The organism is Variovorax sp. VaC1 (assembly GCF_043658315.1).
Taxonomy (GTDB): domain Bacteria; phylum Pseudomonadota; class Gammaproteobacteria; order Burkholderiales; family Burkholderiaceae_C; genus Variovorax.
This window is the reverse complement of record NZ_JBIGLT010000003.1, coordinates 914,037-934,601: the sequence shown is the minus strand read 5'-3', so window position 1 is coordinate 934,601 and position 20,565 is coordinate 914,037. Positions and strand designations below refer to the sequence as shown.

Genomic DNA, 20,565 nt, shown 5'->3' with positions numbered 1-20,565 from the left:
GCAACGTCGTTGTGCCCACCCCAAGGAGCAGTGGCGGCCCTGAACAAGACATTGCGCCTCGGTGCTGTTGTCCCGAAGGGAATCAGGACCGTGATGACCGCTTTCCGATAGCTGTTTGCCATGCTTTCTTTCTCGCGGATGCGCAGGCCCTACAGTGCCCGCCCCATCGCCCGGTACGAATGTGATGGACGTAATTCACTTTAGGAGTTCGCCCTAGGGGCCACCTTGCGTTGTATCAATTCGCTGCGAGGGCATTTGCCCATCATGGGGGCCCGCATGTTGATTTCTGGTGGCACCCATGACAAGCGACTCCATCAACAGCCCGCGCCTCCCGGCGCTGCCGGCGCAATCAATCAGCCACGACGTGCTGATGGAGAAATACGTCCAGCGGGATGAGCATTGCATCGATGACATCCATCAGCGCGTGGCGCGAGCTCTGGCACAGGCAGAAAGACCCGGACACCGCGAGATCTGGGCGTCGCGCTTTCTCCAGGCATTGCAAGACGGCTTCGTGCCTGCCGGGCGCATCCAGTCGGCGGCCGGCACGACACTGGCGGCCACGCTCATCAACTGCTTCGTGCAGCCCGTCGGCGACTCGATCACCGGAAACGACGAGGGGTACCCGGGCATCTATGTCGCGCTGGCCGAGGCCGCCGAGACCATGCGGCGCGGCGGGGGCGTGGGCTACGACTTTTCGCGCATCCGTCCGCACGGTGCGTGGGTGGCCGGCACGCGGTCGAGCGCGTCGGGCCCCGTGCCCTTCATGCGCGTCTTCGACTGTTCGTGCCGGACGGTGGAGTCTGCCGGCGCGCGGCGTGGTGCCCAGATGGGTGTGCTGCGTTGCGATCATCCGGACATCGAGGACTTCATCGCCGCCAAAGACCACGGCGAGCTAACAAACTTCAATCTGTCGGTCGGGCTGACCGACGCCTTCATGCAAGCGGTGTGCGACGACCGGCACATCGAGCTGGTGCACCGGGCCGAACCGGGGCCCCGCATCCGCACCGATGCCCAGCACCAGCGGGGTGACGGGCTGTGGGTGTACGGCGTGCAGCCGGCGCGGGCGCTGTGGGAGCGCATCATGCAATCGGCCTACGCGCACTCGGAGCCCGGCGCCTTGTTCCTGGACCGCATCAACACCGACAACAACCTGTCTTACTGCGAGACCATCGCCGCCACCAACCCGTGCGGCGAGCAGCCGTTACCGCCCTACGGGTGCTGCTGCCTCGGGTCGATCGACCTGACGCGCTTCGTGAAGAACCCGTTCGAGCCGTCCGCCCGCTTCGACGAAGAGGGCTTCTCGCGTCTGGCCGGCCTGGCCGTGCGCATGCTAGACAACGTGCTGGACATCACCGCGTGGCCGCTGGAGCGCCAACGCCAGGAGGCGCTGGACAAGCGACGCATCGGACTCGGCTTCACCGGCCTGGGCGATGCGCTGGTCATGCTCAACCTGCGCTACGACGCCCACGAGGGCCGCGATGCGGCGCGGCGAATCGCCCAGGCGCTGAGGGATGCGGCCTACGCCGTGTCGTGCGAACTGGCCCGGGAGCGCGGTGCCTTTCCCCGTTTCGATGCCGACCTTTACCTGAGCCGCAACACGTTTTCTTCGCGGCTGCCCGAGGCACAGAAGGCGCGGATTCGCGCGGATGGCGTGCGCAACTCGCACCTGCTGTCGATCGCGCCCACCGGCACCATCAGCCTTGCCTTTTCGGACAACGTGAGCAACGGCATCGAGCCAGCGTACGCATGGCGTTTTGCGCGGCGCAAGCGCCTGCCCGATGGTGGCACCGAGGAATACATAGTCGAAGACCACGCGTTGCGGCTTTATCGCCAGCGCATGGGGGCAGAGGCGCCGCTCGGTCCGGCCTTCGTCAGCGCGCTGGAGATGAGTGCGCTGGCACACGTGAAGATGGTGGCGGCCGTGGCGCCGTACATCGACGCGGGTATCTCGAAGACGGTCAATGTGCCTGCGGACTGTGCCTACGAAGACTTCAAGGATCTGTACATGCAGGCTTGGCAACTTGGATTGAAGGGCCTGACGACCTACCGGCCCAACGCCTCGACGGGCGCGGTGCTCGAGGCCCGTTCGCGGCCGTCATGCAGTGGGTGCGCGGCGCCGGTTCCGTCCGCATGAAGCGATTCAGGCGCCGAACCAGATAGCCGCGGCGCATGCGCAGGCCAGGCTGGCCGCCAATGCGGCCGCCACGCGCAGCGCATACATCCTGCCGCCGGCCGCCAAGGCCACCCCGCAACGCGTGAGCGTGTTGGTGCCCACCGCCACCAGCACGCCCCGCACGAAGTGATCCGTCGTCAAGGTGCCCGCTGCATGCAGCGAGGCGAGCGAGGCCACGGGCGCATGCGCATCGACCAGGGCAGCCAGCGCGATGCTGACCTGCAGGCCGGCGTTGCCGAAGTGCCGTTGCGCCGTGCCTACCAGCAACGCGACGAGTCCGAGCGCCAACGCAACCGCGAGCGCTTCACGCGGGTGCAGCGCGCTGCGTGTGCTTGCGGGCACCGTGGGCGCGACGGTCGACGGCGGGTGCGACATCAGCGGCAGCATGCCCACCGCCGCCGCGCCCGCCGCCCCGGCAAGTGCCACCGGCAGCAGCGCGACACCGGCCTGCGGAGACAAGGTCGTGGTCATTGCCAGGGCCAGCACCCAGGTCGCAACCGCCGACAAGGCCGCGCCACCGGCCAGCAGGCCGGTGTGCAGCGGTTGCTCGCGTGCGCGATTGCCGAACGAGGCCACGGTGGCCGTGCTCGACACGAACCCCGACGCGAAACCCGAGCCCAGCAGGCCACCGCGCACGCCGAGCCACCGCACCGCCGCCTGTCCCGCCGCCTGGATGGCCATGATGAGCAATACCATCGCCGCCAGGGGGCGGGGATCGATGCCGCCGAGCATCTCGATGGGCCGCGAAGGAATGAGCGGCAGCGCGATCAGCGCGAGCGCCGCCAGCAGAACACCGTCGTGCAGCTCCTGCTCGCTGAGCAATTCCGTGGCAAACCTGTGCAGCCTGCTGCGCGCCGCCAGCAGCAACGCCAGGCCCGCGCCGCAGGCCGCACCGAGCGCGGGTTCCACGACGCACAGCACGCCGATCAGGTAGGTCGCGAACAGGGCGATCTCGGTGGTCATGCCCGGGTCTTGCGAGCGGCTCTTCCAGTGCGACACCGCCGCCAGCGCGGCGACGAGCGCGCCGCCGATGGGGACCAGCGCCGCAATGGGCAGCAGTTGCGCGACCGCACCGGCCAGCGCCACGATGGCGAAGGTGCGCAAGCCGGCGGCGGCGCGCCGGTCGCCGTCGCCCTTGCGGCGTTCGCGCTCGATGCCGACCAGAAGGCCGATGCCCAGCGCCACGGCCAGCCCGACCATCGCAGCCGATGGGCTGGGAATGTTCATGGCTTCAGTGTCGCGCCGGGCCGCGCCACGTCAAGACTCGGCAAGCGCCGGTTGCGCCGCGCGATCGCGCGGATTTGATCTTCCGCAAGCCGGGACCACCGTGCGGTGCGCAGCATGCGCTCATTCACCATGTCCAGAAAAATCCTCTTGCTGCAAGGACACCCCGACGCGTCGGCCACGCACTTCGGCCACGCGCTCGCGGATGCCTACGCGCGCGGTGCGCAGGCGGCCGGCCACGAGGTTCGCGCCATCCGGCTCGCAGAGCTGGACTTTCCCCTGCTGCGCAGCAAGGCCGCGTGGGACACCGAGCCCGTTCCGCCGGTGCTGCAACCCGCGCAGGACGCGATCCTGTGGGCCGAGCACATCGTGCTGTTCTTCCCCCTGTGGCTCGGCGGCATGCCCGCCATTGCCAGGGGCTTCCTCGAACAGGTGCTGCGCCCGGGGTTCGCGCTGGGGCGGCCGTCGGAAGGCGGCATGGGCACGAAGCTGCTCAAGGGCTGTTCGGCGCGCATCGTCGTGACCATGGGCATGCCGGCGCTGGTCTATTGCTGGTACTTCCGTGCCCACAGCCTGAAGGCGCTGGAGCGCAACATCCTCGGTTTCGTGGGCATTGCGCCGGTGCACGAAACACTGGTCGGCATGATCGAAGGCATGAGCGACACCCAGCGCGGGCAATGGCTGCGCCAGTTCACGGTGCTGGGGCGCGAGGGCCGGTAGCGCCGTTGTGCCGGGCGATGCGGGCGTTTCTTGCGCTATCTCAAACGGCAAGGGTGCCGCGCCGCATAACGTGGGCGCCATGAAAGCACTCATCTACCGGGGCCCCGGCCTCAAATCGCTCGAAGACCATCCCAAGCCGGAGATCCAGGCGCCGGGCGACGCCATCGTCAAGATCCTCAAGACGACCATCTGCGGCACCGATCTGCACATCCTCAAGGGCGACGTGCCGACCTGCACACCGGGCCGCGTGCTCGGGCACGAGGGCGTCGGCATCGTCGAGACGGTGGGCGCGGGCGTGACGGCTTTTCGCCCCGACGATCACGTGCTGATCTCGTGCATCTCGTCGTGCGGAAAGTGCGAGAACTGCCGCCGGGGCATGTACTCGCACTGCAGCACCGGCGGCTGGATCCTGGGCAACACCATCGACGGCACGCAGGCCGAGTACGTGCGCATTCCGCATGCGGACACCAGCCTGTATCCGATTCCGCCGGGCGCGGACGAAGAGGCGCTGGTGATGCTGAGCGACATCCTGCCCACCGGCTTCGAGTGCGGCGTGCTCAACGGCAAGGTCGCGCCCGGCAGCACGGTCGCCATCGTGGGCGCAGGGCCGATCGGCCTGGCCACGCTGCTCACGGCGCAGTTCTATTCGCCGGCGCAGATCATCCTGATCGACCTGGACGACGGGCGGCTCGAGGTCGCGCGCCGCTTCGGCGCGACGCACACGGTCAACAGCGCCGACGGCAAAGCGGCCGAAGCGGTGCTCGCGCTGACGGGCGGGCGGGGTGTCGACGTGTCGATCGAGGCGGTGGGCATACCGGCCACCTTCGTGCTGTGCCAGGACATCGTGGCGCCCGGCGGCACCATCGCGAACATTGGCGTGCACGGGCACCCGGCCGAGCTTCACCTGGAGCGGCTGTGGTCGCAGAACATCGGGATCACCACGCGGCTGGTCGACACGGTGTCCACGCCGATGCTGCTGAAGACGGTGCAGTCGCACAAGGTCGACCCGGCGTTGCTGATCACGCACCGCTTCACGCTGGACAAGGTGCTGGACGCCTACGACACCTTCGGGCGCGCGGCCGAGACGCATGCGCTGAAAGTGATCATCGAAGCGTAGGGCGCATATGCGGGTGGGGTGGTTGGGAGCCTGCGCGCCCGACGTGCCTCTTCACTCGTGCCTCTGTTTTATTTCCATTCTTTTCAACGGATTCCGTCATGTCGCTTTTTCATGCCGTCGCCTGGGTCGACCACCACACCGCGCAAATTCTTCAATTCGACGCCGCGCAGGTTCTTGCGCAGCAAGTGAAGTCGCATGTGCACTGCACGCGCCAGCATGGCAGCACCGTTCGCAGCGAGCATGAATTCTTCGGCGAGGTCTGCGATGCGATGAAGGAGATCACCGAGGTGCTTGTCACTGGCTCCCACACCGCACTGGCCGACTTTCGCCATTACGTCGAGAAGCATCGCCCCGAGGTCGCGCACCGCATCGTCGGCTGGGAGACGGTGGGGCACATGAGCACCAACGAGCTGGTGGCCCTGGCGCGGCGCTATTTCTCGCCGCACGCGCGCATGGCAGCGCCCATGAAGGCCGGGTGAACCTCGTGGCCTTTCTCATGAAGATGCGGCACCGCATCGCCGCCCTGTGCACGGTGCTGACGCTCGTGGGCAGCGGCGGCACGGGCGCCCAGGTGGCCGGTGCCACGCGACTGGGCGCCACGACGACCGAGACCGATCAGGTCGTTGCCGGATGGAGCGCCAGGCAAAGCATTCTGGGGCGGCCCGTCTACAACGCCTCGGGAGAAAGGCTCGGCAAGGCGCTCGACCTGATCGTGGGCACCGACAAGCGCGTGACTTTTCTCATCGTCGAAACGCTCGGCACTATGCAGACGCACAAGCATCTGGTCGCCGTGCCGGCGGCGCAACTGCAGGTGCGGGGCGGGCGCCTCGTGCTGCCCGATGCCGACCGGCAGGCGTTGGCGTCGCAGCCCGCTTTTCTCCATGCACCGATCACCCGCACGCAGAGCGCGGTCGTCGACCAGGCGATGCAGGAGGTCGACAAGGCACGGCGAGCCATCGCCCAGCTCGAGCGCAACGCCCCGCAAGACGGCAGCGACGCCAAGGCGCGCACGGACCAGCAGATCCGGGAGCTGCGGCAGAACCAGAAGGCCGTGGAAGACAAGGTGGCCGAAATGGACGCTGCTGGCACGGCGCAATGGCAGGCGCTGGAAGCCGAAGTAGGGCAGGCCTCGGCGCGCCTGCGCAGCGCACTTCGCAAGGCATCGATGTGAGTGAATGAGTGAAGGGCCCGGGCCGGCCCATTCACCCGCACTCACGCACTCACGCACTCACGCACTCACGCACTCACGCACTCACGCACTCACGCACTCACGCGCCCGCGCCGAACAGCGCACCCGCTCCCGCCGTGATGCCCATGGCGAAGGTGCCCCAGAACGCCACGCGCCCGACGCTACGGGCGACCGGCGCGCCGCCGATCCTGGCGGCCAGCGCCCCGAGCATCGCCAGGAATGCGATGGCCGTCCCGATCACCCAGGGCAGCAACGACTGCGCCGGTGCCAGCATCACCACGGCAAGCGGCGTGGCCGCGCCGGCGGCGAAGCTGCCGGCGGAAGCCATGGCGGCTTGCAACGGGCGCGCGCTGAGCGCGTCGGAAATGCCCAGCTCGTCGCGCGCGTGCGCACCGAGCGCATCGTGCGCCATGAGCCGCGTCGCGACCTCGCTGGCGAGCTTGTATTCGAGGCCACGGCGCACGTAGATCGCCGTCAGCTCCCGCTGCTCCGATTCCGGGTCCGAAGACAGCTCGGCGCGCTCGCGCTCCAGGTCCGCCTTTTCGGTGTCGGCCTGGGAATACACCGAGACGAACTCGCCCGCGGCCATCGACATGGCGCCGGCCACGAGGCCCGCCATGGCCGTCGTCACGATGTTGGCGTGGCTGGCATGCGCCGCCGCGACGCCCACGACCAGGCTGGCCGTGGAGATGATGCCGTCGTTGGCGCCGAGCACGGCGGCGCGCAGCCAGCCGATGTGCTCGGTGCGGTGCAGCTCGGGGTGGGCGCGGTAGTGGAATGATTTCATCGATTGTTGTGGTCGTTGTAGTTGTGGTTGTCGTTCGCAGGCTTCTTAGCGCGAACCGCACCTGGGCAGCATGCGCAGGAGCGTGTCGTCATGCGTGACGTAGTGGTGGGCCAGTGCAGCCGCCGCGTGCAGACCGATCAGGAAGTAGCCGGCCGTGGCCAACGATTCATGCGCGTCCTTCAGCTGGTCGGCCAGCGCCTTGTCCGCCCCCACCAGCGACGGCACGTGCAGGCCGAACAGGACGATCGGATCGCCTTCCGCACTCAGCGTCAGCCAGCCCAGGATCGGCGTGGCGACCATGAAGGCATAGAGCGCGACGTGCATCAACCGCGCCAGCCTGTCTTGCCACTTCGCCACCGGCGGCTGGATGTCGGGCGCGGTGCCCGCGCCCCAGCGAACGGCGAGCCGGACCACCACAAGCGCAAGCACGCTCAGCCCCAGCAAAAAATGCAGCGGCTTGAGCCCGGCGCGCAAATCGCTGCCCTTGGGGGCAAACCCGCGCAGCTCCATGCTGGCATACACGGCCACCAGCAGGAGCAGCATCAACCAGTGCAGGCCGATGACCCATGCGCCGTAGCGGGTGCTCGAGTTCTTGAATGCCATGTTCTTCTCTCCTTCAGAAATGCGTGCCGACGATGAACTTGAGCACCCAACGATCCGAGTCCCGCGTCAGGCCCTTGCCAATGCCGAAGTTCACGTCGAAATGCTCGAACGCATGGTCCACCACCATGAAGAGCGTCTTGCTGTTCTTGCTCAAGGAATCGAGATGCGACAGCGGCCCCAGCTCGTTGTAGGTCTCGAACCCGACCTGCGTCTTGTCGTTCAGCGCGTAGGCCACCTTGGCGTCCACGTCGAGGGTGACGGGGCCGCCCCCGCGCGAAAGGCTCCAGTCGATGTTGGGGTTGACCGCCAGCGTCCATGGCCCCGTGCGGTAGCCGAAGATGCCCTTGAGTTCGGCGTTCCAGCCGGTGGGCGACACGCGCAGGCTGGTCTTGCCGACCTCCAGGTTGGCGCCCCAGAAGAACCCCTGTGTCTTGTCGTGTGGCGCGATGTACTTGATGCGCACCTTGCCGCCATCCACCTTCGCGCCGGCGTTGGGTGCGTGGCTGGTGAGCACGTAAAGGCCGAGCTCGACCGTGTCGCTCAGGCCGTAATAGAACTCCGGCGTGAGCCGAAAGACATGCGAGGGCGGCTGCTCGCCGGGGTAGCTCGGCGCGGTGGTGCCTGAAAACACGTAGTTGTTGTGCACGTCCATGCCGAACTGGCCGGGCGCGTTCATGTCGTCGAGATAGACCTGTATCTCTTCGGGTGCCGCCGCGGCGGGCGCAGAAAATGAGCCTGCAACGGGAAGAAGCAGGAGCGGGAAGAGGCGCAGCGCGCCTGCATGAATCGATGACATCACGATGGACCTTTGGACCAGGGACAAGGAAACCTGCCGTATGAGATGTGCGACGCGCGTATCCGCGGATGTGCACGGCAAACAGGCAGGAAACGGCGGCCATCGTCGAGCGATGGCGCTTGTCAGGTCTTCGGGGGTGGTGCGGTTTTGGGCGGACGGCGCCGCCACGGCCGTGTGCGCGGAGGCGCCCGGATGACCGCACGCAAGCGGTCGCGCAATTCGCGTGGCGCCGGTATTGCCAACGTGCGCAACGCCACAAGCAGCGGCAGGAGGGCCAGCACCAGCGCCATCAGGCCGTCAAGCCCGTGCTGAAAGACATTCGGCAGGTCGATGCCGGCACCGGAGGGCACGAACATCGTGGTTTCGTGGCTGGTGGCATGGTCGGGCCGCTCGTCGGGCTCGAACTGCGCGACCGCGCTCACAGCCCGGATGCGGAAGCCCGGCTCGTCTTCCCAGCCGTCTTCGCGGAAATGCACCGCCATGAATGGCTGCAGGGCTGTGAGCAGAACGCCGAGCACACACCACCACCCGACGTGTGGCTCGATGAGGCGCCGCATCGCGCGGCGAAGACACTGGCTCGGCATATCGATAGGGTTCGAGGGCCGCGAGCTTACGTGAGCCGATAGCTGCGCGCAAAGCGGGCCCCGCATAAATCCCCGAGTCGAAGAAGCGAATCGTTGTCGTTTGTAGGCCAGGCCAGCGCCGACGCGCTGGCTTGATCGCCGTCAATGCCTTCGCGTGCCGGCCGTACGAACATCGGCCTACCGTCCGATGTCCACCGTCCATTTCTTGCGCCGCCGTCGCGGCGCGCCACCTCGCGAGGCTCGCATGAACTTCAAGACCATCCTCGTTCACCTGGCCCCTTCGGTGCGTAGCGCCCAGCGCGCCGCAATGGCCGCCCAGTGGGCTCGGGCGCACGAGAGCCATCTTGTCGGCCTCGTGCCCACGGGCCTGTACGACGGCGTGATTCCGGTCGATGCGATCGCCACGGGCATGACCGACTACATCGTCGATTCGAGCGACCGCCTGCGCCGGCGCGCCGAGGCCATCGCACGCGAGTTCAGGGCTGACATCGCCAGGTCGGGCCCGTTGTCCTACGAGGTGAAACTGGTCGATGGCGTGGCGGTCGATGCCGTGATGCGCCACGGACGCGCGAGCGACCTCATCGTGCTGGGGCAGGGCGATGACGTGGACAAGAAGGACGCCGGAGCGCGCGAACTGGCCGAACAGGTGCTGATGGAAGCAGGGCGGCCGGTGCTGATCGTGCCTTCAGCCGGCGTGTTCGAGGGGTGCCCCAAGAACATCATCGCGGCCTGGGACGGCTCGCGTGAATCCGCCATCGCCCTCCAGGCGGCATTGCCGGCGATGCGGCGGGCAGGGCGCGTCATGCTCATCTCGCTGCGCCACCCGCACGACCAAGACAACACGCAACGGCTGCTGCTGCCGGACATGATCCAGTACCTGTTGCGCCACGGCGTGCAGGCGCGTGCCGAGTGCGAAGTGACCGAGATCGATCTCGCAGACGCGCTGCTGTCGCGAACAGCCGACATGAGCGCCGATCTGCTCGTGATGGGCGGCTATGGCCACTCGCGCCTGCGCGAGCGGATCATGGGTGGCGTGACACGGCAGATCCTTGCGCAGATGACGGTGCCGGTTCTGATGGCGCATTGAGATGGCCGGGCGCGTAGCCGGCCCTCCGCAACAACCGACAGCCATCGGGTCGCCAGGGTACGCCATGGACACCACCCTGGTCGATGCATTGCGGCAAGCGCTCCAGCAGGAAACCGGCCAGCCGGTCTTGCGCGTGGAGACGCACATCTCCTGGGTCTTGCTGACGGCAATGCAGGCCTTCAAGCTCAAGAAGCCGGTGTGCCTGCCGTTCCTGGACTTCAGCAGCGTCGAAGCCCGAAAGCACTTCTGCGACGAAGAGCTGCGACTCAACCAGCGCTTTGCCCCTTCGCTTTACATCGACGTGGCACCGGTCTGCGGCACGCCCACATCGCCGCGCATCGGTGGCAGCGGCACGCCCATCGACCATGTGGTTCGCATGCGGCGCTTTCCGGAGTCGTCGTTGCTGCGCAACCTGTTGGCGGCGGAACAGGTCCGGCCCGAATGGCTCGACGGTTTCGCGCAGCGGCTCGCCACGCTGCACGAGACAGCGGAGCGCATGGCGCCGGTGTCGGGCTTCGGCAACCCCGACCCGATCGCCAAGGCGGCGGTCGACGTGGTGGCTACGTTGCGGGCCCAGGGCAACGGCAACCGCCTCGCGGCGCTGGACGCATGGATCAAGGCGCAGAGCCAGGCGCTGCGCATGGCCTGGATCGCCCGCCAGCAGGCCGGTGCCGTGCGGGAATGCCATGGCGACTTGCACACGGCCAACGTGGTCCTGGTCGACGGCGCACTCACGCCCTTCGACTGCATCGAGTTCGATCCGGCACTGAGCCACATCGACGTCATGAGCGACATCGCCTTTCTCACCATGGACCTGAAGGCCCGCGGCCGCGGCGATCTCGCGGCTCGCTTTCTCGACGCATGGCTGCAGCACAGCGGCGACTATCAGGGCCTGCAGGTGTTGCGCTTCTACGAGGTCTACCGGGCGCTGGTGCGGGCCATGGCGTCGGGGCTGGGCCCGCGCCAGGCCGACGGCGACGGCACCGGGCGGCCCGACTACCTGGCCTGCGCAACGGAACTGATCGAGCAGCCGGAAGGCAAGGCCCGGCTGCTGATCACGCATGGCTTCTCGGGCTCGGGGAAATCCAGCGTTGCCCTGCAACTGCTGTGCGCCATGGGCGCCATCCGGGTGCGCTCGGACGTGGAGCGAAAGCGCCTGCATGGGCTCGATGCGCTGGCACGCTCGGCCACGCGCGGGCTCGACATCTATGGTGCGGAAGCCACCCGCCGGACCTTCGACAGACTGCGCGCTTGTGCACGCGATGCGTTGCTGGCCGGCTACCCGGTGATCGTGGATGCGACCTTTCTGCGCGCTGCCGAGCGGCACCGCTTCGAGGCACTGGCCGCCGAGCTTCGCGTGCCTTTTTCGATCCTGGATTGCCGCGCCGCCAACGCCACGCTGCGCCGCCGCGTCGCCGAGCGCGATGTGGCGGGCACGGACGCCTCGGAAGCCGGCCTGGCGGTGCTGGAGCGCCAACTCCAGACGCACGAACCGCTGGCCCCCGACGAAAGTGCGCTGGCCATCGAGGTTTCGACGGAAGACGCCGTGGACATCGCGCAAATCGCGGCACGCTGGCGCGCCGCGACCCTGAGCCACTGAGCCCTTACTGAATCTTCACTGGCTGGCGACCGTTCCGCTGGGCAGCTTGAAGCGCTCCGACTCTGTCTTGGCGCTTTCCGGCGCGCGGACCAGCAGCACGGGAACGGGCGACACACGCAGGATGTGCTCCGCGCTGCTGCCCATGACCCAACGGCCAAGACCACGGCGGCCGTGGGTGCCGATGACGATCAGGTCGGCCTTCGATGCCTGCGCTTCCGTGATCACCTGGTCGTGCACCGCGCCGTTGTTGAAGCTGTCGAGCAGCACCGTGTCGGACTCGACGCCTTCTTCGGCGGCCTTGGCATGCGCCTCTTCGAGCAGCTTCTTGGCGCCACCGCGCAGTTCTTCGAGCCAGTTGCCGGCATAGCCCGCATAGGCGTCCATGGCTAGGGCGAACGAGAGTTCGTCGATGACGTGCACTAGGCGCAGACGCCCGCCGGTGAGCTTGGCCACCTGGATGGCTTCGGCCAAGCCACGGCTGGACGTGGAACTGCCGTCGATGGGAACAAGAATGCGTTGGTACATGGCACGACTCCGATGTGTTGAAAGGATCAGTCCAGTATCCGGATGTACCTGTCGCACGGATTGACATTCATCAAGCGCGAAGCCTCGCCCCGGCCGGGCCTTGATCTGGAACAAGCCTCCGCGCCACCGGAGCCGCGACCCTTCAGGCATTCACAGGAAGCCACCCATGACCCACGCCACTATTCGCATCATTCGCCAGGAACACGCCGCACTCGCGGCCATGCTTCGCTCGACCCTCATGCTGCTCGAACAGCACCGCAAGACGAACACCATGCCCGACTTCACGACGCTGCGGGCGATGCTGTTCTATGTCGATGAATTTCCCGAAAAGCGCCATCACCGCAAGGAAACCGAGTTGCTGTTCCCGAAGCTGCGCGCCAGGACGCCAATCTCGCGCGAGCTGCTGGACAGGCTCGACGACGACCATGCCCGTGGCGAGCGCAAGATCCGCGATGTCGAGCACGCGCTGCTGGCGTTCGAGATGCTCGGCGAGCCTCGGCGCGAAGCCTTCGAGAGCGCGATCGGCCAGTACGTCGATTTCTACCTGAACCACATGGCGCTGGAAGAGCGCGAGATTCTTCCGCTGGCCGAGCGCGTGCTGACCGACAACGACTGGCGCGACCTGGACGAAGCCTTCGCGCAGAACCGCGACCCGCTCACCGGGCACGTGGCCGACCTGGAATACAACGCGCTCTTCACGCGCATCGTGAACCTCGTGCCCGCGCCCATCGGCCTGGGGCCGGCGCTTTAGGCGCCTTGGCCTTTCCTCGCGCCTGACCCGAACCGCCTTCCTCAGCGCGCCATCACGTAGGTGCCCGGTGCATCGCACAGCAGCGGCAGGCGGCCGCCCATGGCCGGCGGGCGGCGCCGCGGCCCCGAGTGGGAGGTCAGCCAATGCTGGAAGCCGGGCCACCACGAGCCCTCGACTTCCGTCGACACTTCGAGAAAGTCGTCGGGCGACACATAGGCGCTGTTTCTTTTGCGATGCAGCACGCGATGGCTGCGGTGCGCGTGCCCGGGCTCGCTCAAGATGCCCGCGTTGTGACCTCCCGAGGTGAGCACGAAGCTCACGTCGGCATCGCACAGCAGGTTGAACTTGTAGACCGAGCGCCAGGGCGCCACGTGGTCGGTGCGCGTGCCGAGCAGAAAGACCGGCGTGTCGATGTCGTTCAGCGACACCGGCTTTTCGTCGACCAGGTAGTGGCCCTCGGCCAGCGAATTTTCGAGGAAGAGGCTGCGCAGGTAATCGGCGTGCATGCGGTAGGGCATGCGCGTGCCGTCCGCATTCCACGCCATCAGGTCGGTCATCGGGATGCGTTCACCCAGCAGGTAGTTGCGCACCATGGGCGTCCAGAGCAGCTCGCCGGCACGCAGCGCCTGGAACGCGGCCGCCATCTGCGCCGCATTCAGAAAGCCCTGCTGCGACATGACGTCTTCGAGAAATGCGAGCTGGCTCTCGTCGATGAACAGGCTGATGTCGCCGGGCTCGGTGAAATCGGTTTGCGCGGCCAGCAGCGTGAGCGAGGCGAGGCGGTCATCGCGATCGCGGGCCATGGCCGCCGCCGCAATGGCCATTAACGTGCCGCCCAGGCAATAGCCCAGGGCATGCACGCGGCGCTCGGGCAGCACGGTTTCGATGGCGTCCAGGCTGGCACGAATGCCCAGCTGCAGATAGTCGGTCATGCCGAGTTGCGCGTCCGAGGCGTCGGGGTTCTTCCAGGAGATCGCGAACACCGTGTGCCCCCGGTCGACCAGGTAGCGGATCAGTGAGTTGTGCGGCGAAAGGTCGAGCACGTAGTACTTCATGATCCACGCGCTGACCACGAGCACCGGCTCCGCGTACACCGTCGGCGTCGTCGGTGCGTACTGGATGAGCTCGATCAGCCCGTTGCGCAGGATGACCTTGCCGGGCGTAACGGCGACCTCGTGTCCGGGCCTGAACGCCTCGGCCCCCACGGGCGGCTGCCCGAGGGCGCCGCGGCCAAGGTCTTCGAGCCAGTGCACGCCGCCCCGGAGCAGGTTGGCGCCGCCCGTGGTGGCGGTTTTTTGCAGCACCTGCGGGTTGGTCGCAAGGGTGTTGGCCGGCGAGACCATCTCCAGCCATTGCCGCGCCATGAAGCTCACCAGCTGCTCGTGATGCCGGTCTACGCCGGGCACCCCGTGAAGCAGGTCGAGCAGGCGGCGCCCGGTCGTTTCGAACGCCTCGCGGTACATGCCGAAAGGCCACGACGCCCAGTCGTCGGCACCCAGCCGGGGATCGTGCGCTGACAGCTGGCCGGGAGGAGGGAGCCGCCGCAGGGCAACCCCGGTGCTGCGCCCGGGCTGGGTGGCGAAATGGATGGCCCAGTCGGACCATGCCAGCATCTGCGCCGCCGGCGACATGCCGCCGACGAGCCGGCTCCAGGCCGCATGAAGGGTTCGGTCGAGATCGTTGTGGTCCTGGGTCACTTCGGGTCCTTGCGGGAAAGTCGCGACACCCGGTCTCCGGGCATCTCGCACCGAGTCTGCAAGGCGCGAGCGCCGTTCGGCTTGATGGGCGTCAAGGTGTCACCGGCGGGCGCCTCTACGCTGTGGAGAACGTGTCTTTGCGACTTTCGCCCTTCAACCCACCGGAGCTGAACATGCCGTCCAGGATCGTCGATCTCTCCGCCCGGTCCGAAGTCATTCGGGCCGAACCCTTCAACGCGCATTTCTGGAAATGCACGCCCGCCGAGTTCCGGGCCTACCTGGGAAGGCCGCGCGAATTTCTGCGCAGGTTGGGCATCGTGGTGCCGCGTGAGTACCGGATCGAGACCACCATCGAGAACCACGACTGGCTCGAAGACGAAGCGCCCGACTTCGAGAACGAGAGCGACAGCAACAACGACACGGTGATCTGCAGCATGGGCTGCGGTGCGGGCGCGCGCTCGGTGTACCGGGTCGTGAGCTATGCCCGCGACGAAGCCGCGACCGGCAACGTGAAGAAGGCGCTGCTGCACGCCGCGGGCCATCAGCATGTCGGCGAAGAAGGGCGGTCGTCAGGCGGGAAGAAAAAGAGCAGGAAGGCAAAGAAGCAGAAGAAGGCCAAGGACCGCCCGGAGAACGACGGCGAGTAGGGCGGGAACGGGAACGGGGCGCGTCTTTCTTGCGCCGTCTCCGTTTTGCCTTCAGTGCCGATGGCGTGCCTCTGCCGCCGCCTGGCAAGCCGTGCAGCGAATGGCGGTGGGCTGCGCAAACAGCCGCGTGCGGGGAATCTCGGCGCCGCAGTCTTCGCAGATGCCGTAGCGCCCGTCCGCCAGGCGCGCGAGTGCCCGTTCGATCTCTTCGAGCCGGGTGTGAGCGATTTCGATCTCGGCCATGTGCACGTCGGCGGCGCGCTCCGCCTCGGCTTCGTCGGCGTGGGACTTCACTTCGTGCTCGCCCTCGGCCGGTACAAGGTAGGCCGAGGGCGCCGAGGCGCGCAGTTCTTCGAGTACCTGGCGCTTCAACTGCTCGAGCTGCTGGTGAAGCGTGTGGCGATCGGTGGTGCTCAGATGTCTCATGGCGTGTGTCCTTGCGATGGAAGATGGGGCGGGGTTGTCGTGCATCAGGTGGGGTCAAGGGCGCCCGGTACGTGCATCCGGCATGCGCACCGCCACGTAGGCGAGCCGCTGGTCGCGCATCACCAGCAACGCGACGGTTTTTCCGGCGGGCACCAGCGCCAGGCCTTTCCTGAAATCGTCCACGCGATAGAGCTTGTCGGTGTTCAGGGCCACGATCACGTCGCCGATGCGCACGCCTTCGCTGCGGGCGACGCCGGAAGCCTCGCGCACGAACAGGCCGCTGTCGATGCGCAGCTGCAGCCGTTGCGCCGGCGAAAGATCGCCCAGGCTCAGCCCCAGTCCGTCGTTCCATTCGGGCATGGCCGCCGCAAAGGATGTTCCTACTGCCGCGGGCTGCGCCGCCAGGGCCACCTGCAGCGTGCGGCTCTTGCCGCGCCGCCACACCTCAAGCTGCATGCGGCTGCCGGGCTGGCGTCGCGCGATCTGTTGCGGAAGATCGATGAAGTGCGCGAGCGGCTTGCCGTCGAAGACCAGCACGGCGTCTCCCTGCACAAGGCCCGATGCCTCCGCGGGGCTGCCCTTTTCGACGCGGACCACCAGTGCGCCGCTTGCCGATGGCAGGCCGAAAGACTGGGCCAGCGCGGGCGTCACTTCTTGGAACTCGGCCCCCAGGTAGACGCGGCGCACGGTGCCATGTTCTCGCAACTGCCCCGCGATCTGCATCGCTAGGTTGATCGGCACCGCGAAAGAAAGGCCCATGTAGCCGCCGCTTCCGCTGTAGATCATCGAGTTGATGCCAACGACCTCGCCTCGGCTGTTGAGCAGGGGGCTGCCCGAGCTGCCCGGGTTGATGGCGACGTCGGTCTGGATGAAAGGAATTTCGCCCGCGCCGCCCAGGACGCGCCCAACCGCGCTGACAACGCCCGCCGTCACGCTGCCGTGGAACCCGAAGGGCGAGCTGATCGCCGCAACCCAGTCGCCGGGCGCGACCGCCGAAGAGTCGCCGACGATGGCCACGGGCAATCCGCTCGCGTCGATCTTCAGCAGGCCCACGTCGGTGCGCTTGTCGACGCCGACCACGCGCGCCGTGAAGCGGCGTCCGTCGTCCAGTTGGACCTGCGCTTCGTCGATGTTCGTGACCACGTGGGCACTGGTAAGGATCAGGCCGTTGCTGTCGATGATCACGCCCGAGGCGAGGTCGCGGATCTGGCTGATCCGGGCGCTTGCCGGCAGGGGCCAGGCCAGGCGATCGGCGAAGTCGCGTTCGGGGGCGATCTCCAGTTCGATGTCTTCCGAGTTCTCGTCGCGCCCGATGCGCAGTGTGCTGATGTCGACCACCCACGCGCTGCGGCTGGCAACGAGCGACGCGAACTCGGGTGCCGGCTGAGGGCCGGCCGGCATTGCGGCACGCGTCGCGGCCGTCGGTCCGGCGGCGCAGGCCGAGAGAAAAACGCCACAGGCGAGCAGGCCCGCCACGCAGGCGGCGCGATGGCGCCAACGGCCTGCGATGTGGAAGAGGGCTGCTGCATCGAACACACGCATAGGTCAGACCGCCTGGGGTGACAAGGTGGCGGGGCGCACGATGGTGCGCGAGTCTTCCGCGCTCTGCACGGCAGTGCCGAATGCCTGCAGGCGGGCAGCGCAACTGCCGTCATCGACCTCGTGCATGGTGAACGCGGTGGTCAATAGGGGCGCGCGCCCCAGCAGCTTTCCGATTTCGGCCACGGCGTTCGGTGCGCCGCGCCCGCCCATGACGGAGATCAGCGCCACGTCGGGCAGGCGCGCGCCTTTGCGGTCCACGAAGGTGCGCATCGGGGCCGCCAGCCGCTGCCCCCAGATGGGAGATACCAGCACCACGGCCTTGTAGTCGCCGGGCGGCGGGCCGTCGTATCGGATGGCCGGCAGCCGGCGGAAGAACGAGTCGATCAGGCAACGCAAGTTGCCGAGCACGCCGCTTCGGGCTTCCTCGTCGTAGATCTCAGCCATCTCCCAACCCTGCTGGCTGCAAAGAAGTTGGGCAAGCCGACGGCAAGTGCCGGTGTAGGAGTAGACGATCACAAGGACGTTGTTCATGGTTGCCTCTGCTGCGTTCATGTGCAGCCAATTTAGGCGCCATGCACCACCACCGGCTTGATGTGGCGCAAGGCAGGCAGCGGACCCTGCAGCCACCATTCGGTCATCGGAAGTATTCCGTCGAAGGAGCCACCATGAAAATCCTGCTCGCCATCGATGGCAGCGACTACACGAAGCGCATGTTGACCTACCTGATCGAGCACAAGGAGTGGTCGAGGGCGGGGCACGACTTCACCGTCTTTCACGCGGTGCTGCCCGTGCCGCACCGCGCTGCGGCTTTCGCGGGGCCCGACATCGTGCATGGGTACTACGAAGATGACGCACGCATGGTGCTCGAGCCTGTGCGCGCCATGCTGGCCGGGAACGGGATCGAAGCCCGCTTCGAACACCGCATCGGCCACCCCGCCGAAGAGATCGCCGCACTTGCGCAGAAGGGAAAGTTCGATCTCGTGATCATGGGCTCGCGGGGGCACGGCACCCTGACGAACCTGGTGCTGGGTTCGGTTTCCACCAAGGTGCTGGCCGCGTGCACAGTGCCGGTCTTGCTGGTGCGCTGAATGAATGCCGTCAACTTCGCGCGGGGCGCGATCGTCGCCGCCTTCAGTACATTCGCATTGGCGAGCGGAACGAGTTCCTGGTCACAAACTCGAGCATCGTGCCTTGAGCGCGCGTCGTCGGCAGCGCACGGCTCCGACTTCGTGGCCGCCGCTGCGCGACAGTCACCCGCGGTGGTGGGCGTGACAGTTGCAGGCACGGGAAGCGACTGGGCAGCGGCCAGCGATCAGCACACGTCGACGCAATGGGGCCGCAGCTTTGAGCGCAGTTTCGCGTCGGGGTTCATCTTCCGACGCGACGGCTACATTCTTACGAGTGCGCACGCGGTGACCGGTGCTCAAGCGATCTCCGTCGTCACCGAAGATCAACGCCGTTTCGATGCCGAAGTGCTAGGCATCGACCGCCGCACCGATGTGGCGCTGTTGCGGGTCGTGGCATCCGACTTGCCGGTTGTCACTGTGGGCCGCAGCAGCGATCTCTGCCCAGGCGAATGGGTCGCCGCGATGGGAGCACCTTTTGGCTTCGAGCGCAGCGTGACCGCTGGCGTTGTGAGCGCCAATCCGCGCTACGTGCCAGGTGGGAGTGGGGTACCGCTGATACAAACCGACGTCGCGCTCAATCCCGGCAACTCGGGTGGACCATTGTTCGATGAACGAGGCCAGGTGGTGGGTATGAACTCGATGGCTTACTCCCCGGGCGGGGGTTACTCCGGTATGTCGTTCAGCCTGCCGATTGACACGGCAATGCGCATTGCGGACGAGCTTCGTATTTCCGGAAAAGTAATGCGGGGGCATATCGGTGCTCGTATCCAGCCGCTGACCGTGGAATTGGCGCCGGCGTTCGGCCTCGATACCGCATTGGGGGCGCTCGTGGTGCGCGTCGATCTGGACAGCCCCGCCGAACAGGCGGGGCTTCGTAGCGGCGACGTGGTGCTGGCCGTCGATAACGCCGCCGCAATGCCTTATGCCGACATACAGGATCGCGTAGCCGGAGCCCGCAAGGGCAGCCTGCTCGCACTGAAAGTCTGGCGTCACAAGGCGCTGTTGACGATGCAGGTAGGCGTGGCCGAAATCCCACCAGACCTCGCACCTCGGCTGACTGCAGATGCCTTGCCGCCAGAGACGCGTTTTGGGCTTGAACTCTTGGAGCGAAAGGGTGTGCTTGGCATCAGCCTGCTGGACCCAGGTCTCATTGTGCAATCGGTGTCAGGCTCGGCTCAGCGGGCGGGATTGCGCTATGGCGACATGCTGATCGCGGTCAACGATGTGCAAGTGGCCGGCTTGGCAGATTTCGATGCGGCGATCCGGTCCATCAAGGAGACCGATACGGTCGCTTTGCTGGTCCTGCGCGGCTCGGCCCGCAGCTACGTGCCAATTCTCCCGCGCAGCCCGCAGCGTGCCGCTGTCGCGCGAGGCGTCAGCGATGCCACCGCGCGAACGCCGTGAGGCTTGTCCAACGGGAAGGTCCGCCAGCTGTGGCGCTCTGATCTTCGACCCGGCAGGACAACTGTTGCTTTGCCACGCGACCAACAGCCGGTACTGGGACATTCCTAAGGGTGTTCGCGCCGGACAGGAGCAGGGCGCGCAGGCCGCTGCGCGCGAAGCGTTCGAGGAGTGCGGCCTTCGGCTGCTGCCCGAACAATTGAGGGAGATCGGAATATTCCCCTATCGCAAGAACAAGGACCTTTGGCTCTTCGCAACGTTGGTGGCGCACTTCGAGGCGAAATCCTGCGTGTGCTCCAGCTTCTACATCGACCGTCAGGGGCGCCTGCGCCCCGAAATGGATGGCTTCCGGTGGGCCGCATTCGAACTGCTGCCGCAGTTGTGCGCGCCCAGTCTGGTCGCCGTGCTGACACAAGCGCTCTCGCTGGCCGCGATCCATGGGCAGTTGCTGTTCGAGGTAGGCCCGGTTCATACGGTGATTGGGCCCGGCAATAGTCGCGGAATTGATCCTGCGCAAAGCCGCGCGCGATCGCTCGCCCAAGAATGATCGCAGGCACCACCATCCACCT

General features: G+C 66.9%; 22 protein-coding genes. 12 read left to right on the top strand and 10 right to left on the bottom strand.

What is annotated here, in order from left to right; all coding sequences use genetic code 11:
* Positions 1–298: 298 nt before the first annotated feature.
* A complete protein-coding gene (locus ACGLHS_RS16620) occupies positions 299–2,134 on the top strand; it encodes an adenosylcobalamin-dependent ribonucleoside-diphosphate reductase (protein WP_394481324.1) in 1,836 nt (611 codons plus the stop codon).
* Between the two features lie 6 nt (positions 2,135–2,140).
* On the opposite strand, the gene ACGLHS_RS16615 is transcribed toward ACGLHS_RS16620, so the two are convergent.
* Positions 2,141–3,400: an MgtC/SapB family protein gene (locus ACGLHS_RS16615; protein WP_394481322.1), complete on the bottom strand. Its 1,260-nt coding sequence runs from the start codon at positions 3,398–3,400 to the stop codon at positions 2,141–2,143.
* A gap of 129 nt (positions 3,401–3,529) precedes the next feature.
* Between ACGLHS_RS16615 and ACGLHS_RS16610 the strand changes: the two genes are divergently transcribed.
* From ACGLHS_RS16610 to ACGLHS_RS16595, 4 genes are all read left to right on the top strand, one after another.
* Positions 3,530–4,117, top strand: a complete 588-nt coding sequence (locus tag ACGLHS_RS16610; RefSeq protein WP_394481320.1) for an NAD(P)H-dependent oxidoreductase — start codon at positions 3,530–3,532, stop codon at positions 4,115–4,117.
* Positions 4,118–4,196: 79 nt separating this feature from the next.
* Positions 4,197–5,234, top strand: coding sequence for a zinc-dependent alcohol dehydrogenase family protein (locus ACGLHS_RS16605; protein ID WP_394481318.1), 1,038 nt, complete (start codon positions 4,197–4,199; stop codon positions 5,232–5,234).
* A gap of 98 nt (positions 5,235–5,332) precedes the next feature.
* Positions 5,333–5,713 (top strand): hypothetical protein, encoded by a 381-nt coding sequence (locus ACGLHS_RS16600; RefSeq protein ID WP_394481316.1) that lies wholly within the window; start codon positions 5,333–5,335, stop codon positions 5,711–5,713.
* Positions 5,710–6,405 carry a PRC-barrel domain-containing protein gene (locus ACGLHS_RS16595; protein ID WP_394481314.1) on the top strand — a complete coding sequence of 232 codons (696 nt, stop codon included), beginning with the start codon at positions 5,710–5,712 and terminating at the stop codon, positions 6,403–6,405. Before ACGLHS_RS16600 ends, ACGLHS_RS16595 begins: the two co-directional genes overlap by 4 nt.
* A gap of 97 nt (positions 6,406–6,502) precedes the next feature.
* Here ACGLHS_RS16595 and ACGLHS_RS16590 read toward each other — a convergent pair whose 3' ends face one another.
* From ACGLHS_RS16590 to ACGLHS_RS16575, 4 genes are all read right to left on the bottom strand, one after another.
* Positions 6,503–7,210, bottom strand: coding sequence for a VIT family protein (locus ACGLHS_RS16590; RefSeq protein WP_394481312.1), 708 nt, complete (start codon positions 7,208–7,210; stop codon positions 6,503–6,505).
* A gap of 45 nt (positions 7,211–7,255) precedes the next feature.
* Positions 7,256–7,813, bottom strand: a complete 558-nt coding sequence (locus ACGLHS_RS16585; protein ID WP_394481309.1) for a cytochrome b — start codon at positions 7,811–7,813, stop codon at positions 7,256–7,258.
* A gap of 13 nt (positions 7,814–7,826) precedes the next feature.
* Positions 7,827–8,609 (bottom strand): hypothetical protein, encoded by a 783-nt coding sequence (locus ACGLHS_RS16580; protein ID WP_394481307.1) that lies wholly within the window; start codon positions 8,607–8,609, stop codon positions 7,827–7,829.
* Positions 8,610–8,731: 122 nt separating this feature from the next.
* The gene (locus tag ACGLHS_RS16575) at positions 8,732–9,091 is read right to left on the bottom strand and encodes a hypothetical protein (RefSeq protein ID WP_394481305.1); all 360 of its coding nucleotides are present in this window, start codon (positions 9,089–9,091) and stop codon (positions 8,732–8,734) included.
* Positions 9,092–9,437: 346 nt separating this feature from the next.
* On the opposite strand from ACGLHS_RS16575, the gene ACGLHS_RS16570 reads away from it, so the two are divergent.
* Both ACGLHS_RS16570 and ACGLHS_RS16565 read left to right on the top strand, forming a co-directional pair.
* Entirely contained in the window at positions 9,438–10,280 is an 843-nt protein-coding gene (locus ACGLHS_RS16570) for a universal stress protein (RefSeq protein ID WP_394481303.1), read from the top strand.
* Positions 10,281–10,344: 64 nt separating this feature from the next.
* Complete coding sequence (locus ACGLHS_RS16565) at positions 10,345–11,880, top strand: AAA family ATPase (RefSeq protein WP_394481301.1); 1,536 nt, start codon at positions 10,345–10,347, stop codon at positions 11,878–11,880.
* 15 nt (positions 11,881–11,895) lie between these two features.
* Here ACGLHS_RS16565 and ACGLHS_RS16560 read toward each other — a convergent pair whose 3' ends face one another.
* The gene (locus ACGLHS_RS16560) at positions 11,896–12,405 is read right to left on the bottom strand and encodes a universal stress protein (protein WP_394481299.1); all 510 of its coding nucleotides are present in this window, start codon (positions 12,403–12,405) and stop codon (positions 11,896–11,898) included.
* A gap of 166 nt (positions 12,406–12,571) precedes the next feature.
* Between ACGLHS_RS16560 and ACGLHS_RS16555 the strand changes: the two genes are divergently transcribed.
* A complete protein-coding gene (locus tag ACGLHS_RS16555) occupies positions 12,572–13,156 on the top strand; it encodes a hemerythrin domain-containing protein (RefSeq protein ID WP_394481297.1) in 585 nt (194 codons plus the stop codon).
* Between the two features lie 41 nt (positions 13,157–13,197).
* Here ACGLHS_RS16555 and ACGLHS_RS16550 read toward each other — a convergent pair whose 3' ends face one another.
* A complete protein-coding gene (locus ACGLHS_RS16550; RefSeq protein WP_394481294.1) occupies positions 13,198–14,853 on the bottom strand; it encodes a PHA/PHB synthase family protein in 1,656 nt (551 codons plus the stop codon).
* Positions 14,854–15,026: 173 nt separating this feature from the next.
* On the opposite strand from ACGLHS_RS16550, the gene ACGLHS_RS16545 reads away from it, so the two are divergent.
* Positions 15,027–15,500, top strand: coding sequence for a hypothetical protein (locus ACGLHS_RS16545; protein ID WP_394481292.1), 474 nt, complete (start codon positions 15,027–15,029; stop codon positions 15,498–15,500).
* 51 nt (positions 15,501–15,551) lie between these two features.
* On the opposite strand, the gene ACGLHS_RS16540 is transcribed toward ACGLHS_RS16545, so the two are convergent.
* From ACGLHS_RS16540 to ACGLHS_RS16530, 3 genes are read right to left on the bottom strand one after another with little or no spacing between them, the layout of a single operon-like run.
* Positions 15,552–15,926 carry a TraR/DksA family transcriptional regulator gene (locus ACGLHS_RS16540; RefSeq protein ID WP_394481290.1) on the bottom strand — a complete coding sequence of 125 codons (375 nt, stop codon included), beginning with the start codon at positions 15,924–15,926 and terminating at the stop codon, positions 15,552–15,554.
* Between the two features lie 54 nt (positions 15,927–15,980).
* Entirely contained in the window at positions 15,981–17,468 is a 1,488-nt protein-coding gene (locus tag ACGLHS_RS16535; RefSeq protein WP_394481288.1) for a trypsin-like peptidase domain-containing protein, read from the bottom strand.
* Positions 17,469–17,471: 3 nt separating this feature from the next.
* The gene (locus tag ACGLHS_RS16530) at positions 17,472–17,999 is read right to left on the bottom strand and encodes a flavodoxin family protein (protein ID WP_394481286.1); all 528 of its coding nucleotides are present in this window, start codon (positions 17,997–17,999) and stop codon (positions 17,472–17,474) included.
* Between the two features lie 134 nt (positions 18,000–18,133).
* Between ACGLHS_RS16530 and ACGLHS_RS16525 the strand changes: the two genes are divergently transcribed.
* From ACGLHS_RS16525 to ACGLHS_RS16515, 3 genes are read left to right on the top strand one after another with little or no spacing between them, the layout of a single operon-like run.
* Positions 18,134–18,556: a universal stress protein gene (locus tag ACGLHS_RS16525; protein WP_394481284.1), complete on the top strand. Its 423-nt coding sequence runs from the start codon at positions 18,134–18,136 to the stop codon at positions 18,554–18,556.
* Complete coding sequence (locus ACGLHS_RS16520; RefSeq protein WP_394481282.1) at positions 18,557–19,999, top strand: trypsin-like peptidase domain-containing protein; 1,443 nt, start codon at positions 18,557–18,559, stop codon at positions 19,997–19,999.
* Positions 19,977–20,543, top strand: coding sequence for an NUDIX hydrolase (locus tag ACGLHS_RS16515; RefSeq protein ID WP_394481280.1), 567 nt, complete (start codon positions 19,977–19,979; stop codon positions 20,541–20,543). Before ACGLHS_RS16520 ends, ACGLHS_RS16515 begins: the two co-directional genes overlap by 23 nt.
* The last annotated feature ends 22 nt before the right edge of the window (positions 20,544–20,565 follow it).